Source organism: Burkholderia sp. L-4, assembly GCF_056856535.1.
This window is the reverse complement of the sequence record NZ_JBXEOX010000001.1, coordinates 555,718-571,710: the sequence shown is the minus strand read 5'-3', so window position 1 is coordinate 571,710 and position 15,993 is coordinate 555,718. Positions and strand designations below refer to the sequence as shown.

The following is a 15,993-nucleotide window of genomic DNA, read 5'->3' as shown; positions in this document are numbered from 1 at the left end:
CGCCTTTCGGGCGGGGGTTCTTGGCTTAGGGAGCCTGACGATTACCTACTTTCACACGGGAATCCGCACTATCATCGGCGTAGAGTCGTTTCACGGTCCTGTTCGGGATGGGAAGGGGTGGGACCGACTCGCTATGGTCATCAGGCAAAGAGGGTTGTCGCGCTGCTTCGCAGCACAACCAATCTTGGAAGAAGCAGTAATTTTGGGGTTGTGCGTATCAGCACATCGCGGTCATTCAACCGCTGTCTGTAAAACAGACTTGTTATAGGATCAAGCCTTACGGGCAATTAGTATCAGTTAGCTGAACGCATTACTGCGCTTACACACCTGACCTATCAACGTCCTGGTCTCGAACGACCCTTCAAGGGGATCTAGTCCCCAGGGATATCTCATCTTAAGGCGAGTTTCCCGCTTAGATGCTTTCAGCGGTTATCTCTTCCGAACATAGCTACCCGGCGATGCCACTGGCGTGACAACCGGTACACCAGAGGTTCGTCCACTCCGGTCCTCTCGTACTAGGAGCAGCCCCCTTCAAATATCCAACGCCCACGGCAGATAGGGACCAAACTGTCTCACGACGTTTTAAACCCAGCTCACGTACCTCTTTAAATGGCGAACAGCCATACCCTTGGGACCGGCTACAGCCCCAGGATGAGATGAGCCGACATCGAGGTGCCAAACACCGCCGTCGATATGAACTCTTGGGCGGTATCAGCCTGTTATCCCCAGAGTACCTTTTATCCGTTGAGCGATGGCCCTTCCATACAGAACCACCGGATCACTATGACCTGCTTTCGCACCTGCTCGACTTGTCGGTCTCGCAGTTAAGCACGCTTATGCCATTGCACTATCAGCACGATTTCCGACCGTACCTAGCGTACCTTCGTACTCCTCCGTTACGCTTTGGGAGGAGACCGCCCCAGTCAAACTGCCTACCATGCACTGTCCCCGACCCGGATCACGGGCCAAGGTTAGAACCTCAAACAAACCAGGGTGGTATTTCAAGGACGGCTCCACCGAAACTAGCGTTCCGGTTTCATAGCCTCCCACCTATCCTACACAGATCGGTTCAAAGTCCAATGCAAAGCTACAGTAAAGGTTCATGGGGTCTTTCCGTCTAGCCGCGGGTAGATTGCATCATCACAAACACTTCAACTTCGCTGAGTCTCGGGAGGAGACAGTGTGGCCATCGTTACGCCATTCGTGCAGGTCGGAACTTACCCGACAAGGAATTTCGCTACCTTAGGACCGTTATAGTTACGGCCGCCGTTTACCGGGACTTCAATCAAGAGCTTGCACCCCATCATTTAATCTTCCGGCACCGGGCAGGCGTCACACCCTATACGTCCACTTTCGTGTTTGCAGAGTGCTGTGTTTTTATTAAACAGTCGCAGCCACCAGTTTATTGCAACCCCTTCACCCTCCTGGCGCAGGCCAGTCAAGCTACAAGGGCGTACCTTATCCCGAAGTTACGGTACCAATTTGCCGAGTTCCTTCTCCCGAGTTCTCTCAAGCGCCTTAGAATACTCATCTCGCCCACCTGTGTCGGTTTGCGGTACGGTCATCGTTAGACTGAAGCTTAGAGGCTTTTCTTGGAACCACTTCCAATTGCTTCGCTCCCTAAGGAGCTCGCGCCACACCCTTGAATTACGCGCCCGGATTTGCCTAAGCGCCTTCTCCAATGCAGCGACCGGGACTTCCAACACCCGGACAACCTTCCGCGATCCGTCCCCCCATCGCATCTAACAATGGTGCAGGAATATTGACCTGCTTCCCATCAGCTACGCATTTCTGCCTCGCCTTAGGGGCCGACTCACCCTACGCCGATGAACGTTGCGTAGGAAACCTTGGGCTTACGGCGAGGGGGCCTTTCACCCCCTTTATCGCTACTCATGTCAGCATTCGCACTTCCGATACCTCCAGCACGCTTTTCAACGCACCTTCGCAGGCTTACGGAACGCTCTCCTACCATGCGAGCAAAGCTCGCATCCGCAGCTTCGGTATATAGCTTAGCCCCGTTACATCTTCCGCGCAGGACGACTCGATCAGTGAGCTATTACGCTTTCTTTAAAGGGTGGCTGCTTCTAAGCCAACCTCCTGACTGTTTTAGCCTTCCCACTTCGTTTCCCACTTAGCTATATTTGGGGACCTTAGCTGGCGGTCTGGGTTGTTTCCCTCTTGACACCGGACGTTAGCACCCGATGTCTGTCTCCCGTGATTGCACTCTTCGGTATTCGGAGTTTGCTATGGCGGGGTAATCTGCAATAGACCCCCCAACCATGACAGTGCTCTACCCCCGAAGGTGAGACACGAGGCACTACCTAAATAGTTTTCGGAGAGAACCAGCTATTTCCAGGTTTGTTTAGCCTTTCACCCCTATCCACAGCTCATCCCCTAACTTTTCAACGTTAGTGGGTTCGGACCTCCAGTACGTGTTACCGCACCTTCATCCTGGCCATGGATAGATCACCTGGTTTCGGGTCTACGCCCAGCAACTGAACGCCCTATTCGGACTCGCTTTCGCTACGCCTGCCCTATACGGTTAAGCTTGCTACTGAACGTAAGTCGCTGACCCATTATACAAAAGGTACGCCGTCACCCCTTACGAGGCTCCGACTGTTTGTATGCATGCGGTTTCAGGATCTATTTCACTCCCCTCCCGGGGTTCTTTTCGCCTTTCCCTCACGGTACTGGTTCACTATCGGTCGATCACGAGTATTTAGCCTTGGAGGATGGTCCCCCCATCTTCAGACAGGATTTCACGTGTCCCGCCCTACTTGTCGCACACCTAGTTCTTTCATACTGTTTTCGCCTACAGGGCTATCACCTGCTATGGCCGCACTTTCCAGAGCGTTCGGCTAACAATACAAATAAAGAGTGCAAGGCTCATCCCATTTCGCTCGCCACTACTTTGGGAATCTCGGTTGATTTCTTTTCCTGCGGTTACTTAGATGTTTCAGTTCACCGCGTTCGCTTCACTGGACCTATGTATTCAGTCCAGGATGACCCAAAAGGGCCGGGTTTCCCCATTCGGACATCTACGGATCAAAGCTCGTTTGCCAGCTCCCCGTAGCTTTTCGCAGGCTACCGCGTCCTTCATCGCCTGTGATCGCCAAGGCATCCACCACATGCACTTGTTCGCTTGACCCTATAACGAGTCTGTCTCATCGACAGCCGCTACAGGTTGAGTTCTCGCGTTGTGCCGTATTCCAAATTGAGTCAAACATAGAGTTCGAATCATCTTGAGATACATCGATACAATCACAACCCGGATAGTTTTCACGTCCATCTCAAGACGCTTCCGCTATCCAAATTACTTACTTCTTCCAGATTGTTAAAGAACGACAGCCGATATCTGTTGATATCCTCTGACTGGCTCAATCGCCAATGCAAAATTCTCGGTTCAGCGTGTGAACCAAGCACTTAGCGTTGGTGATTGGTGGAGGCAGACGGGATCGAACCGACGACCCCCTGCTTGCAAAGCAGGTGCTCTCCCAGCTGAGCTATGCCCCCATGAGTACAGATGCCTCAGGTACCTACCGCCAGACAATGGTGGGTCTGGTTGGATTCGAACCAACGACCCCCGCCTTATCAAGACGGTGCTCTAACCGACTGAGCTACAGACCCCTGAGTCTGTCTTTAAATTTACAGCCGATAAGCGTGAGCGCTCAACTTATGCGAGAAGCTCTGGAAAGGAGGTGATCCAGCCGCACCTTCCGATACGGCTACCTTGTTACGACTTCACCCCAGTCATGAATCCTACCGTGGTGACCGTCCTCCTTGCGGTTAGACTAGCCACTTCTGGTAAAACCCACTCCCATGGTGTGACGGGCGGTGTGTACAAGACCCGGGAACGTATTCACCGCGGCATGCTGATCCGCGATTACTAGCGATTCCAGCTTCATGCACTCGAGTTGCAGAGTGCAATCCGGACTACGATCGGTTTTCTGGGATTAGCTCCCCCTCGCGGGTTGGCAACCCTCTGTTCCGACCATTGTATGACGTGTGAAGCCCTACCCATAAGGGCCATGAGGACTTGACGTCATCCCCACCTTCCTCCGGTTTGTCACCGGCAGTCTCCTTAGAGTGCTCTTGCGTAGCAACTAAGGACAAGGGTTGCGCTCGTTGCGGGACTTAACCCAACATCTCACGACACGAGCTGACGACAGCCATGCAGCACCTGTGCGCCGGTTCTCTTTCGAGCACTCCCACCTCTCAGCAGGATTCCGACCATGTCAAGGGTAGGTAAGGTTTTTCGCGTTGCATCGAATTAATCCACATCATCCACCGCTTGTGCGGGTCCCCGTCAATTCCTTTGAGTTTTAATCTTGCGACCGTACTCCCCAGGCGGTCAACTTCACGCGTTAGCTACGTTACTAAGGAAATGAATCCCCAACAACTAGTTGACATCGTTTAGGGCGTGGACTACCAGGGTATCTAATCCTGTTTGCTCCCCACGCTTTCGTGCATGAGCGTCAGTATTGGCCCAGGGGGCTGCCTTCGCCATCGGTATTCCTCCACATCTCTACGCATTTCACTGCTACACGTGGAATTCTACCCCCCTCTGCCATACTCTAGCCTGCCAGTCACCAATGCAGTTCCCAGGTTGAGCCCGGGGATTTCACATCGGTCTTAGCAAACCGCCTGCGCACGCTTTACGCCCAGTAATTCCGATTAACGCTTGCACCCTACGTATTACCGCGGCTGCTGGCACGTAGTTAGCCGGTGCTTATTCTTCCGGTACCGTCATCCCCCGACTGTATTAGAGCCAAGGATTTCTTTCCGGACAAAAGTGCTTTACAACCCGAAGGCCTTCTTCACACACGCGGCATTGCTGGATCAGGCTTTCGCCCATTGTCCAAAATTCCCCACTGCTGCCTCCCGTAGGAGTCTGGGCCGTGTCTCAGTCCCAGTGTGGCTGGTCGTCCTCTCAGACCAGCTACTGATCGTCGCCTTGGTAGGCCTTTACCCCACCAACTAGCTAATCAGCCATCGGCCAACCCTATAGCGCGAGGCCCGAAGGTCCCCCGCTTTCATCCGTAGATCGTATGCGGTATTAATCCGGCTTTCGCCGGGCTATCCCCCACTACAGGACATGTTCCGATGTATTACTCACCCGTTCGCCACTCGCCACCAGGTGCAAGCACCCGTGCTGCCGTTCGACTTGCATGTGTAAGGCATGCCGCCAGCGTTCAATCTGAGCCAGGATCAAACTCTTCAGTTTAAACCTGTTACTGTTTTCGGTTCGGTTAAGAACCGGTCGCTCACTCAAAGCTGACAGGAATATGAATCACTTCATAAACCTGACTTACTTTAGTGTGAGACTCTTGATACTTTCGCTATCTGATCCGAGGATCAGCTCGCTGTCATCAAGCGCCCACACTTATCGGCTGTTAATTTTTAAAGAGCAATCTGCGAGGAACATCGTGTTTCCCGGCAGCGCTGCGTTTTCAGCAGCAGAGAAGCGAGATTATGAACCGTGTTTCGCAGTTCGTCAACAACTTTTTGCACTACGTCGTTGCGACCGCGGGGCTCAACTTCCGTACCGTCGGGGCCGTTCCTGCCAAGCCTCAACCGCACTGCTTCCCCTCCTTCCGCGCCGCGTTTCCGTGAGCGCGAAAGAGGCGTGATTCTATGCACCTCGCGCCGCCCACGCAAGCCCTTTGTGAAAAAAGTTTGAAAAAGCCCCCGTGCGCTGCCGCGCACGGGGGCTGGGGGTTCGACGGGCGACGACCGGCCGTGCTGACAACAGGCGCCCAACAGGCCGTCGGACACCGCGCGTGGCAGAACCCGATCAGCGGTTCTTGAACTCCGGCTTCCGCTTCTCGACGAAGGCCGCCATCCCTTCCTTCTGGTCTTCGGTCGCGAACAGCGAATGGAACAGCCGACGCTCGAAGTGGACGCCCTCGGCCAGCGTCGTCTCGTACGCGCGGTTCACGGACTCCTTGACCATCATGACCGCCGGCAGCGAGAACTCGGCAATCGTCGCCGCAGCGGCAAGCGCCTCGTCGAGCAACTTGTCGGCCGGCAGCACGCGCGACACGAGCCCGGCCCGCTCGGCTTCGGCGGCGTCCATGAAGCGTGCCGTCAGACACATGTCCATCGCCTTCGCTTTCGACACCGCGCGCGGCAGCCGCTGCGTACCGCCAGCGCCCGGCATGATGCCCAGCTTGATCTCCGGCTGACCGAACTTGGCCGTATCCGCCGCAAAGATGATGTCGCACATCATCGCAAGCTCGCAGCCGCCTCCCAGCGCGAAGCCCGAAACCGCCGCAATGATCGGCTTGCGGATCTCGCGGACCGTCTCCCAGTTGCGCGTGATGTAGTCGCCCCGATAAACATCCATATAGGAGTAGGTCGCCATCATGCCGATATCCGCACCGGCCGCGAATGCCTTCTCGCTCCCCGTCACGACGATCGCGCCGATGCCGTCATCCGCATCGAACGCCTTCAGCGCGGCGCCCAACTCATCCATCAGCGCATCGTTCAGCGCATTCAACGCCTTCGGACGGTTCAGCGTAACCAGCCCGACACGCCCCCGGGTCTCCACCAGGATGTTCTCGTAAGCCATCTATTTCTCCTCGATCAATGAAATGAGAAACGCCTCGCACATGCGAATAGTTTGATGCTACCATTCTCCGACCAACCGGTCGGTTAATTAATCGATCCAACCCCTCTCAATGTCCATCAGGCCGCCGCCATGACCCATGCACTGTTCACGAAGCACGAAGACACGCTGAAGCACGCACTCGCCGCCATCGAGAGCCGCGGGTACTGGAGCCCGTTCGCCGAAATGCCGAGCCCCAAAGTGTACGGGGAAAGCGCGAACGCCGATGGCGAGGCCGCATTCAAGTCCCACCTCGACAAAACGTTCGAACTCGACCAGCCGGCGTCCGGCGAAACGGTCGGTGCCGAGCAGTCGCCCTATGGCATCGCGCTCGGCATCCGGTATCCGAAATCGACGCCCGACGCACTGATCGCCGCCGCGGCCGCCGCGCAACGCACGTGGCGCGAAGCCGGCCCGAGCGCATGGATCGGCGTCAGCCTCGAGATTCTCGCGCGCCTGAACCGCGCAAGCTTCGAGATCGCTTACAGCGTGATGCACACCACCGGGCAGGCATTCATGATGGCGTTCCAGGCCGGTGGCCCGCACGCGCAGGATCGCGCGCTCGAGGCCGTCGCCTATGCATGGGACGAACTGCGCCGCATCCCCGCCGACGCGCACTGGGAAAAGCCGCAAGGCAAGAACCCGCCGCTCGCGATGCACAAGCGCTACACGGTCGTCCCGCGCGGCACGGGGCTCGTGCTCGGCTGCTGCACGTTCCCGACCTGGAACGGCTACCCGGGCCTGTTCGCCGACCTGGCAACCGGCAACACCGTGATCGTCAAACCGCATCCGGGTGCGATCCTGCCGCTCGCGATCACGGTCCGGATCGCCCGCGACGTACTGCGCGAGGCCGGATTCGATCCGAACGTCGTCACGCTCCTCGCGACCGAGCCCAACGACGGCGCCCTCGTCCAGGACCTCGCGCTGCGCCCCGAGATCAAGCTGATCGACTTTACCGGCAGCACACAGAACGGCACGTGGCTCGAACGCCATGCCCACCAGGCACAGGTCTATACCGAAAAGGCGGGCGTCAACCAGATCGTGATCGACTCGACCGACGACCTGAAGGCAGCCGCCAGGAACATCGCGTTCTCGCTGGCGCTGTATTCCGGCCAGATGTGCACGGCGCCGCAAAATATCTACGTGCCGCGCGACGGGATCCGGACGGCCGACGGTCATGCGAGCTTCGACGAGGTCGCACAGGCCATCGCCGTTTCCGTCCAAAAACTCACCGGCGACCCGGCACGCGCGGTCGAACTGATCGGCGCGATCCAGAACGAAGGCGTGACCGCGCGCATCGACGACGCCCGCCAGCTCGGCCGCGTGCTCGCCGACAGCCAGACTCTCCAGCATCCGGTCTTCCCCGACGCCCGCGTGCGTACGCCGCTCGTACTGCAGCTCGACGTGGCCGATCGCGCCAAATTCACGCAGGAATGGTTCGGCCCGATCTCGTTCGTGATCGCGACCGACTCGACCGCTCAGTCGCTCGACCTCGCCGGTGAAATCGCGGCGGAACATGGCGCACTGACGCTCTCCGTCTACAGCACCGACGATGCGATCGTCGAGGCCGCGCACGACGCGGCGGTACGCGGCGGTGTCGCGCTGTCGATCAACCTGACGGGCGGCGTATTCGTCAACCAGTCGGCCGCGTTCTCCGATTTCCACGGCACCGGTGCGAACCCGGCGGCTAACGCGGCGCTGGCCGACCCGGCGTTCGTCGCCAACCGCTTCCGCGTGGTGCAAAGCCGCGTCCATGTTGCCCCGAAAGCAGTCCCCGCGGAAGCCGGCCAGACGGCATAACCCGAATGGCCGACGTGCAAACGCCGCCACGTTCTCTACCATGAACGAATCCGCCACCCGGCGGGTTCGTTGCTCATCGATACGCCCATGACAGACGCCTACATCTGCGACGCGATTCGCACCCCCATCGGCCGCTACGGCGGCGCCCTGAAAGACGTCCGCGCCGACGACCTCGGCGCGGTGCCGCTCAAGGCGCTCGTCGAGCGCAACCGCGACGTCGACTGGACGGCGATCGACGACGTGATCTACGGCTGCGCGAACCAGGCCGGCGAGGACAACCGCAACGTCGCACGCATGTCGGCGCTGCTCGCGGGCCTGCCGACCGCCGTGCCGGGCACGACGCTGAACCGCCTGTGCGGCTCCGGAATGGACGCGGTCGGCACGGCCGCGCGCGCGATCAAGTCGGGCGAAGCGCGCCTGATGATCGCCGGCGGCGTCGAGAGCATGACGCGCGCGCCGTTCGTGATGGGCAAGGCCGCGAGCGCATTCGCGCGCCAGGCCGACATCTTCGATACGACGATCGGCTGGCGTTTCGTCAATCCGCTGATGAAGCAGCTGCATGGCGTCGACTCGATGCCGGAAACGGCCGAGAACGTCGCGGTCGACTACCACGTCAGCCGCGCGGATCAGGACCTGTTCGCGCTGCGCAGCCAGCAGAAGGCCGCGCGTGCGCAGCAGGACGGCACGCTCGCCGACGAAATCGTCTCGGTCACGATCGCGCAGAAGAAAGGCGACGCTATCGTCGTGTCGCGCGACGAACATCCGCGCGAGACGTCGCTCGAGGCGCTTGCGAAGCTGAAGGGTGTCGTGCGTCCGGACGGCTCCGTCACGGCCGGCAACGCGTCGGGCGTCAACGACGGCGCGTGCGCGCTGCTGCTCGCCAATGCGCAGGCAGCCGACCAGTATGGGCTGCGCCGCCGCGCGCGCGTCGTCGGCATGGCAACCGCCGGTGTGGAACCCCGCGTGATGGGCATCGGCCCCGCGCCGGCCACGCAAAAGCTGCTGCGTCAGCTCGGCATGACCATCGACCAGTTCGACGTGATCGAACTGAACGAGGCGTTCGCGTCGCAGGGCCTCGCGGTGCTGCGCATGCTCGGTGTCGCCGACGACGATCCGCGCGTGAACCCGAACGGGGGCGCGATTGCGCTGGGCCATCCGCTCGGCGCTTCGGGGGCCCGGCTCGTGACCACCGCGCTCCATCAACTCGAACGTACGGGCGGCCGCTTTGCGCTCTGTACGATGTGCATCGGCGTCGGCCAGGGCATCGCCCTCGCGATCGAACGCGTGTAACCGCCCCGCCGCGCGCCTATAACGAAGTCATGAAGGAGACACTGCATGTCCTATCAGGCGATTCAGCTGGATATCGATCAGGCCGCGCGCGTGGCCACGATCACCCTCAACCGCCCCGACAAGCTGAACAGCTTCACGCGGGCGATGCATCGCGAACTGCAGTCGGCACTCGATGAAGTCGAAGCGGCCGGCGCGCGCGCGCTGATTCTGACAGGGGCGGGGCGCGGCTTCTGCGCGGGCCAGGATCTGGCCGACCTCGACTTCACGCCGGGCGCGTCCACCGACCTCGGCACGCTGATCGACGAGCACTTCAATCCGCTGATCCGCCGCCTGCAGCGCCTGCCGATTCCGGTGATCGCCGCCGTCAACGGCACGGCGGCCGGCGCCGGCGCGAATCTCGCCCTCGCATGCGATCTCGTGTTTGCCGCCCGCTCGAGCAATTTCATCCAGGCCTTCGTCAAGATCGGGCTCGTGCCGGATTCGGGCGGCACGTGGTTCCTGCCGCAGCGCGTCGGCATGGCTCGCGCGCTGGGGCTCGCGCTGACCGGCGACAAGCTCGGCGCCGAGCAGGCCGAGCAATGGGGCTTGATCTGGCGTGCGGTCGACGACGACGCACTCGTCGCGACGGTCCGTCAGCTCGCCACCCAGCTCGCGCAACAGCCGACGCTCGCAATCGCATCGATCAAGCAATCGATGCGCGACGGCGTCACGAACACGCTCGACCAGCAGCTCGACCTGGAACGCGACCTTCAACGCAAGCTCGGCCAGTCGCACGACTATGCGGAAGGCGTGACGGCGTTCATCGAGAAGCGCGCACCGCGCTTCGAGGGGCGTTGACATGACGCACGCCACCACCACGCTCGACCCCGATTCGCTGGCCCGCGCCACGGCGCAGGCCATGTACGAAGCCGACGCCTGCAGCCGCGCGTTCGGCATGGAAATCGCCGAAGTTCGCGCCGGCTACGCCCGCCTGCGGATGCGCGTGCGGCCCGAATTCCTGAACGGACACCAGACCTGCCACGGCGGGATCATCTTCACGCTCGCCGATTCGACCTTCGCATTCGCGTGCAACTCGTACAACCTGAACACGGTCGCGGCCGGCTGCTCGATCGAATTCCTGCGCCCGGTGCACGGCGACGACGTGCTGACGGCCGAGGCGATCGAACAGGCGCGCGCCGGCCGCCACGGCATCTACGACATCCGCGTCACGAACCAGACCGGTGAAACGGTCGCGATGTTTCGCGGCAAATCCGCCCAGATCAAGGGCACGGTCATCCCGGAAGATCGCTGACGCCGACGGCCCGCACATAACAAACACTGGAGACAGGCATGACTACCCCGCTACCGCTCGAGCCGATCGAGACCGCCTCACGCGACGAGCTGATCGCACTGCAGCTCGAACGCCTCAAGTGGTCGCTCCGGCATGCGTATGACCACTCGCCCGTCTATCGTCGCAAGTTCGACGACGCGGGCGTGCATCCGGACGACCTGAAGACGCTCGCCGACCTGTCGCGCTTCCCGTTCACGACGAAGGGCGATCTGCGCGACAGCTACCCGTTCGGGATGTTCGCGGTACCGCAGGACCGGATCTCGCGCATCCACGCGTCATCGGGCACGACCGGCAAGCCGACGGTCGTCGGCTATACGGCCGGCGACATCGACACGTGGGCGAACCTCGTCGCGCGTTCGATCCGCGCCGCCGGTGCACGCCGCGGCGACAAGGTACACGTCAGCTACGGCTACGGCCTGTTCACGGGCGGGCTCGGCGCGCATTACGGCGCCGAACGCGCAGGGCTGACCGTGATCCCGTTCGGCGGCGGCCAGACCGAAAAGCAGGTGCAGCTGATCCAGGATTTCCGGCCCGACATCATCATGGTGACGCCGAGCTACATGCTGTCGATCGCAGACGAAATCGAACGCCAGGGTCTCGATCCCGTGCAGAGCTCGCTGCGCATCGGTATCTTCGGCGCGGAGCCCTGGACCAACGACATGCGCGTCGCGATCGAACAGCGAATGGGCATCGACGCGGTCGACATCTACGGGCTGTCGGAAGTGATGGGGCCCGGTGTCGCGTCCGAATGCGTCGAGACCAAGGACGGCCCGACCATCTGGGAAGACCATTTCTATCCGGAAATCATCGACCCGGAAACCGGCGAAGTACTGCCGGACGGCGAGCTCGGCGAACTCGTGTTCACGTCACTGACGAAGGAAGCGCTGCCGATCATCCGCTATCGCACCCGCGATCTCACGCGCCTGTTGCCCGGCACCGCCCGCACGATGCGCCGGATGGAGAAGATCACCGGCCGCTCGGACGACATGATGATCGTGCGCGGCGTCAACGTATTCCCGACGCAAATCGAGGAGCAGTTGCTCAAGCAGCGCGCGCTCGCGCCGCACTATCAGATCGTGCTGACGAAGGAAGGCCCGCTCGACGTGCTGACGCTCAACGTCGAGCCCTGCCCCGACTCCGCACCCGATACGGCGGCGATCCACGCGGCAAAACAGGCGCTCGCGCACGACATCAAGTCGCTGATCGGCGTGACGGCCGTGATCAACGTGCTGCCCGTGAACGGGATCGAGCGCTCGGTCGGCAAGGCACGCCGCGTCGTCGACAAGCGCAAGGGATAACACCGGACACCGCCGGTCAGCGACGCGGAGCGGTCATCGCGCCGCCCCAAAAAGAAACAGTCCGAATCGGCCAGAGCCGGTCGGACTGTTTTGTCCCGGGGCACGGCCCGTCAAGTCACGTCACGTGGGGCATTCCGCCTGGAACAACCGCGCCGCTGCGCATCACGAATTCGGGAACAGCAGCCACATCCGGCCGACCTGCTTCATCCGGCCGGCCTGATCGCCCGCGTCGTCGCCGAGCCCCCAGAAATAGTCGGCCCGCACGCCGCCCTTGATCGCCGAACCCGTATCCTGCGCGAACACGAGCCGGTTCATCGGCGTATTCGTCAGCGGACGCGTAGTCTGCAGGAACACGGGCGTGCCGAGCGGAATCGCCGACGGGTCGACCGCGATCGAACGCTCCGGCGTCAGCGGCACGCCAAGCGCGCCGATCGGGCCGTCCGCGCCGCCGTGCGGCGCATCTTCCTTGGTCGGCATGTCGCGGAAGAACACGAACCGCGGATTCGTGTCGAGCAACGCGTCGACGCGGGTCGGGTTCGCCTTCGCCCATGCCTTGATGCCCTGCATCGTCGCCTGGGCGGGCGTCAGTTCGCCGCGATCGAGCAGCCACTTGCCGATCGAACGGTACGGCTGGTTGTTGGTGCCGCCGAAGCCGACCCGCATCACCGAACCGTCGTCGAGCAGCACGCGCCCCGAGCCCTGCACCTGCAGGAAGAAGGCCTCGATCGGATCGTCGACCCACACGAGTTCGTTGCCGTTCAGGATCCCGGCGCGCTCGAGCTGCGCGCGTGCCGGCAGCGCGGCCCCCGCGCGATAGCCGGCCGGCCAGCGATAGAGCGCGTACTGATACGGGCCGCGGCGCACGCGCGAACCGTGCAGCAGCGGCTCGTAATAACCGGTCACGAGCCCGTCGAGCGTCCCGTCGGTGTTCGCGAGCTGGAACGGCGTGAAATACGTTTCGAAGAAAGTGCGCGCGCTGCCGACGTCGAGCTCGTCGAGCCGGTCGGCGGCCGCGCACGCGCGCGCCCAGGCCGGCTGGCGCGCGAGCCGCACGCAGTTCTGCCGCAGCGCGGCCGTCGCGCCGATCAGCGAATCGTCCTGCCAGCCCGGCACCTGCTGCCACGCGACCGGCGTGAGCCGCTTCGCGGCGACCTGCCCCGGCACGATCGCCGCGCCGGTCGGCGGCTTCAGCGACGACGTCCGCGTCGGTGCGCTGCCGCACGCGGCAAGCAGCGCCGCCGCCGCGGCCGCTGCCACCCACCCGGCCAACCGGGGCCCAAACCACATACAATGTCCGTTCTTGATGGAAACCGCCATGTCAGATTTTCTCGACCAATATCCGATGCTCATCTTCGCGCTCGAAGCCTTCGTAGCGCTTGCCCTGCTGATCTTCATCGTCGTGTGGACGTCGTCGGGCAGAAAGAAGCACGCCCGCGGCAACAACGACCGCCAGCCGCGCTGACGCGCTTCGCACGCTCAATGCAGCGTGCGCGGCATGTGCAGTGCGAACTCGTCGACCGGCGCCTCGAAACGCTCGCCGTCTTCCGCCACGCAGAAGTACGCGCCCCGCATCGTGCCGACCGGCGTCGCGATCACGGCCCAGCTCGTGTATTCGAAGTGTTCGCCCGGCTGCAGCAGCGGCTGGTGCCCGACGACGCCGAGCCCCTTCACTTCCTGCACGTGGTTCTCGCTGTCCGTGATGATCCAGTGACGCGCGATCAGCTGCGCCGCGACCTGTCCCGTGTTGCGGATCGTCAGCGTGTACGCGAATGCGTATTGACGGTGATCGGGGTCGGATTGTTCCGGCAGGTAGCTGGTTTTCACCGAAACGGTGAACTGATACTGACTCATGATGTTTCCGGTGGAAGGTGACTGTCCGTGCCGGCATGGGCAACGGGGCCGCGGGCGCGCCGCATTGGTTCGGCATTCTATGCGCAATCGGGCCTCGGCCGCACGGCCCGCCGCCGCGCACCGGGTCGCCGGACGGTAGAATGACGGTTTTGCGCCGCAACGTCCCCGCTCCCCTGCCATGACCCAATTCCGTATCGCTCCCAGCATCCTGTCGGCCGATTTCGCACGGCTCGGCGAAGAAGTCCGCAACGTCGTCGCCGCCGGCGCCGACTGGATCCACTTCGACGTGATGGACAACCATTATGTGCCGAACCTGACGATCGGCCCGCTCGTGTGCGAAGCGATCCGCCCGCACGTACAGGTGCCGATCGACGTGCACCTGATGGTGCGCCCGGTCGACCGGATCGTGCCCGATTTCGCGAAGGCCGGTGCGAACCTGATCAGCTTCCACCCGGAAGGCTCCGATCACATCGACCGCACGCTGTCGCTGATCCGCGACCACGGCTGCAAGGCCGGCCTCGTGTTCAACCCGGCCACGCCGCTGAACTACCTCGACCACGTGATGGACCGCCTCGACTTCGTGCTGCTGATGTCGGTCAACCCGGGCTTCGGCGGCCAGTCGTTCATTCCGGAAACGCTGAACAAGCTGCGCGAAGCACGCGCGCGCATCGACGCGTACACCGAGCGCACGGGCCGCGAGATCCTGCTCGAGGTCGACGGCGGTGTGAAGGCCGACAACATCGCGGAAATCGCTGCGGCCGGCGCCGACACGTTCGTCGCGGGTTCGGCGATCTTCGGCAAGCCCGACTACCGCAAGGTGATCGACGAGATGCGCGCCGCGCTCGCCACTGTCGAGCGGAGCTGACGCCGTGGCCGATTCGTCGCTTGCCGGCCACGCGCCGGCCGGGGCCACCGCGGACGCCACGCACGCCGCCCCGATCCGCTTTGCCGCGCCGCGTATCGAAGCCGCGCTGATCGACCTCGACGGCACGATGGTCGACACGGCCGACGATTTCACGGCCGGCCTGAACGGGATGCTCGCGCGGCTCGGCGCGCCGGCCACGTCGCGCGACGAGGTGATCGGCTACGTCGGCAAGGGCTCCGAACACCTGATCCAGAGCGTGCTGAAGCCGCGCTTCCCGGCCGACGAAGCGCACGCGCGCTTCGACGACGCACTGGCGATCTACCAGACCGAATACGCGAAGATCAACGGCCGCCATGCGCGCCTCTATCCGGAAGTGGCCGCCGGCCTCGACGCGCTGCGCGCGGCCGGGATCCGGCTCGCGTGCGTGACGAACAAGCCGCACCGCTTCGCGGTCGAGCTGCTCGAACAATACGGGCTGGCCGATTGCTTCGGCATCGTGCTCGGCGGCGACAGCGTCGCACGCAAGAAGCCCGATCCGCTGCCGATGCTGACGGCCTGCGACGCGCTCGGCGTCCCGCCGGACGCGGCGGTCGCGATCGGCGACTCGGAAAACGACGCGCTGGCCGGCCGCGCGGCCGGAATGGCGACGCTGACGGTGCCGTACGGCTACAACCACGGCAAAGCTATACAAACGATAAATTCGGATGGTATAGTCGATTCGTTGCTGGTCGCGGCTCGCGCAATTTCCGCGCACAACGCCGGCCGGCCAACCGTCTGATTATTTCTTCCATCCGCATGTTTCTGAATAAAAAACGGAGTCTGAGCAGCATCGACCGGGGAGCCTGGCCCTGGCGTCGCTGGTCGCGCTAACCTCTTCGATGAGGTACGCTGAAGCACGTCTTCAGCGCCGTTTTTTATCTCGCTGCGCATCCGCGCGCCGATCGTCGCACCA

At 62.1% G+C, this 15,993-nt stretch carries 10 protein-coding genes, 2 tRNA genes and 3 rRNA genes; 7 read left to right on the top strand and 8 right to left on the bottom strand.

The window, feature by feature from the left end; translation table 11 throughout:
• Positions 1 to 32: 32 nt before the first annotated feature.
• The 6 genes from rrf to AC1VVG_RS02700 form a co-directional block, all read right to left on the bottom strand.
• A 5S ribosomal RNA gene (rrf, locus tag AC1VVG_RS02725) occupies positions 33 to 145 on the bottom strand.
• Positions 146 to 266: 121 nt separating this feature from the next.
• Positions 267 to 3,148: ribosomal RNA gene (locus AC1VVG_RS02720) — 23S ribosomal RNA — on the bottom strand.
• Between the two features lie 289 nt (positions 3,149 to 3,437).
• A tRNA-Ala gene (locus AC1VVG_RS02715) sits at positions 3,438 to 3,513 on the bottom strand.
• A 37-nt stretch (positions 3,514 to 3,550) separates the two neighbouring features.
• A tRNA-Ile gene (locus AC1VVG_RS02710) sits at positions 3,551 to 3,627 on the bottom strand.
• 64 nt (positions 3,628 to 3,691) lie between these two features.
• Positions 3,692 to 5,224, bottom strand: a 16S ribosomal RNA gene (locus AC1VVG_RS02705).
• The 16S, 23S and 5S rRNA genes sit together here with 2 tRNA genes alongside, the layout of an rRNA operon.
• A gap of 570 nt (positions 5,225 to 5,794) precedes the next feature.
• Positions 5,795 to 6,571: an enoyl-CoA hydratase gene (locus AC1VVG_RS02700; RefSeq protein ID WP_034187470.1), complete on the bottom strand. Its 777-nt coding sequence runs from the start codon at positions 6,569 to 6,571 to the stop codon at positions 5,795 to 5,797.
• Positions 6,572 to 6,700: 129 nt separating this feature from the next.
• Between AC1VVG_RS02700 and paaN the strand changes: the two genes are divergently transcribed.
• The 5 genes from paaN (at position 6,701) to paaK (ending at position 12,325) form a co-directional block, all read left to right on the top strand.
• Entirely contained in the window at positions 6,701 to 8,407 is a 1,707-nt protein-coding gene (gene paaN / locus AC1VVG_RS02695) for a phenylacetic acid degradation protein PaaN (RefSeq protein WP_482835234.1), read from the top strand.
• A gap of 87 nt (positions 8,408 to 8,494) precedes the next feature.
• Positions 8,495 to 9,697: a 3-oxoadipyl-CoA thiolase gene (gene pcaF, locus AC1VVG_RS02690; RefSeq protein ID WP_069705985.1), complete on the top strand. Its 1,203-nt coding sequence runs from the start codon at positions 8,495 to 8,497 to the stop codon at positions 9,695 to 9,697.
• A gap of 45 nt (positions 9,698 to 9,742) precedes the next feature.
• Positions 9,743 to 10,534, top strand: coding sequence for a 2-(1,2-epoxy-1,2-dihydrophenyl)acetyl-CoA isomerase PaaG (gene paaG / locus AC1VVG_RS02685; protein WP_473376564.1), 792 nt, complete (start codon positions 9,743 to 9,745; stop codon positions 10,532 to 10,534).
• A gap of 1 nt (position 10,535) precedes the next feature.
• Entirely contained in the window at positions 10,536 to 10,988 is a 453-nt protein-coding gene (paaI, locus tag AC1VVG_RS02680) for a hydroxyphenylacetyl-CoA thioesterase PaaI (protein ID WP_059557496.1), read from the top strand.
• A gap of 38 nt (positions 10,989 to 11,026) precedes the next feature.
• Positions 11,027 to 12,325 carry a phenylacetate--CoA ligase PaaK gene (gene paaK / locus AC1VVG_RS02675; protein WP_034187475.1) on the top strand — a complete coding sequence of 433 codons (1,299 nt, stop codon included), beginning with the start codon at positions 11,027 to 11,029 and terminating at the stop codon, positions 12,323 to 12,325.
• 162 nt (positions 12,326 to 12,487) lie between these two features.
• On the opposite strand, the gene mltA is transcribed toward paaK, so the two are convergent.
• A complete protein-coding gene (gene mltA, locus AC1VVG_RS02670) occupies positions 12,488 to 13,720 on the bottom strand; it encodes a murein transglycosylase A (RefSeq protein ID WP_034187532.1) in 1,233 nt (410 codons plus the stop codon).
• Positions 13,721 to 13,801: 81 nt separating this feature from the next.
• On the bottom strand, positions 13,802 to 14,176 hold the full coding sequence (gene apaG, locus AC1VVG_RS02665) for a Co2+/Mg2+ efflux protein ApaG (RefSeq protein WP_034187476.1): 375 nt from the start codon (positions 14,174 to 14,176) through the stop codon (positions 13,802 to 13,804).
• 178 nt (positions 14,177 to 14,354) lie between these two features.
• Between apaG and rpe the strand changes: the two genes are divergently transcribed.
• The gene (gene rpe / locus AC1VVG_RS02660) at positions 14,355 to 15,041 is read left to right on the top strand and encodes a ribulose-phosphate 3-epimerase (RefSeq protein ID WP_006482066.1); all 687 of its coding nucleotides are present in this window, start codon (positions 14,355 to 14,357) and stop codon (positions 15,039 to 15,041) included.
• A 4-nt stretch (positions 15,042 to 15,045) separates the two neighbouring features.
• Positions 15,046 to 15,819: a phosphoglycolate phosphatase gene (locus AC1VVG_RS02655; protein WP_034187477.1), complete on the top strand. Its 774-nt coding sequence runs from the start codon at positions 15,046 to 15,048 to the stop codon at positions 15,817 to 15,819.
• The last annotated feature ends 174 nt before the right edge of the window (positions 15,820 to 15,993 follow it).